Source organism: Azospirillum mesophilum, from assembly GCF_053470405.2.
This window is the reverse complement of the sequence record NZ_JBPXMQ020000123.1, coordinates 1-801: the sequence shown is the minus strand read 5'-3', so window position 1 is coordinate 801 and position 801 is coordinate 1. Positions and strand designations below refer to the sequence as shown.

The window sequence follows — 801 nt, the reverse complement described above, 5'->3', positions numbered from 1 at the left end:
AGAGTCCGTTTGACAACCTGTTCAGTGGCAGACACGCCGGAGTAGCAGGCTTGCCATGGCGAGTTGTATCATGCCGCTGGAGACGTCGATCCGGGCTTCATAGTCACGGACCAGACGTCTCCAGCGGGTCATCCATCCGAAGGTCCGCTCGACCACCCAGCGCCGCGGCACGACCTTGAAGCCCGGTTCGGTGTCGGTTCGCCGCACCACCTCGATGGTGAAGTCGAGGAAGGCGGCTTTGTCCAAGAGCTTCTTGCGATCATAGGCGCTGTCGGCGAAGAGATGCTTCATCCATGGCCAGCGTTTGCGCATGGCCTCCAGGATCTTCTGGGCTCCGGCGGAATCGGAGACATCGGCGGTGGTCAGGTTCACCATCAGCAGGCGGCCATCGGTGTCCACCGCGATGTGCCGTTTGCGCCCACTGACCTTCTTGCCGCCATCGTAGCCGCGTTCCCTGGCGGCGGGGGCCTTCACCGATTGGCTGTCCACAACCCCGGCGCTCGGACTGGCTTCGCGGCCGGCCCGTTCGCGGTCGATCATCAACGCCACGTCGTGGATCGTCTGGAACAGCAAGCGCCGAAGGAGATGCCGGAACCACCAATACACCGTCTGCCACGGTGGGAAATCCTTCGGCAGAAGCCGCCAGCCGCAGCCGGTCCGCGCCAGATAGCGCAGTGCATTCAAGACTTCCCGAAGGTTCACAGACCTCGGGCGCCCAGTGTCAGCCTTCTTTGGCATCAGCGGTTCTATCAGTGACCATTCCTCGTCGGTCAGGTCCGTCGGATACCGCTTCGTCTTCTT

Annotated in this window: 1 protein-coding gene; it reads right to left on the bottom strand. The window is 62.5% G+C overall.

What is annotated here, in order from left to right; all coding sequences use genetic code 11:
• Nucleotides 1–21 precede the first annotated feature (21 nt).
• Nucleotides 22–801, bottom strand: a 780-nt coding sequence (locus ACSVC7_RS32720) for an IS5 family transposase (RefSeq protein WP_448208770.1), incomplete at its 5' end; no start/stop codon positions are given.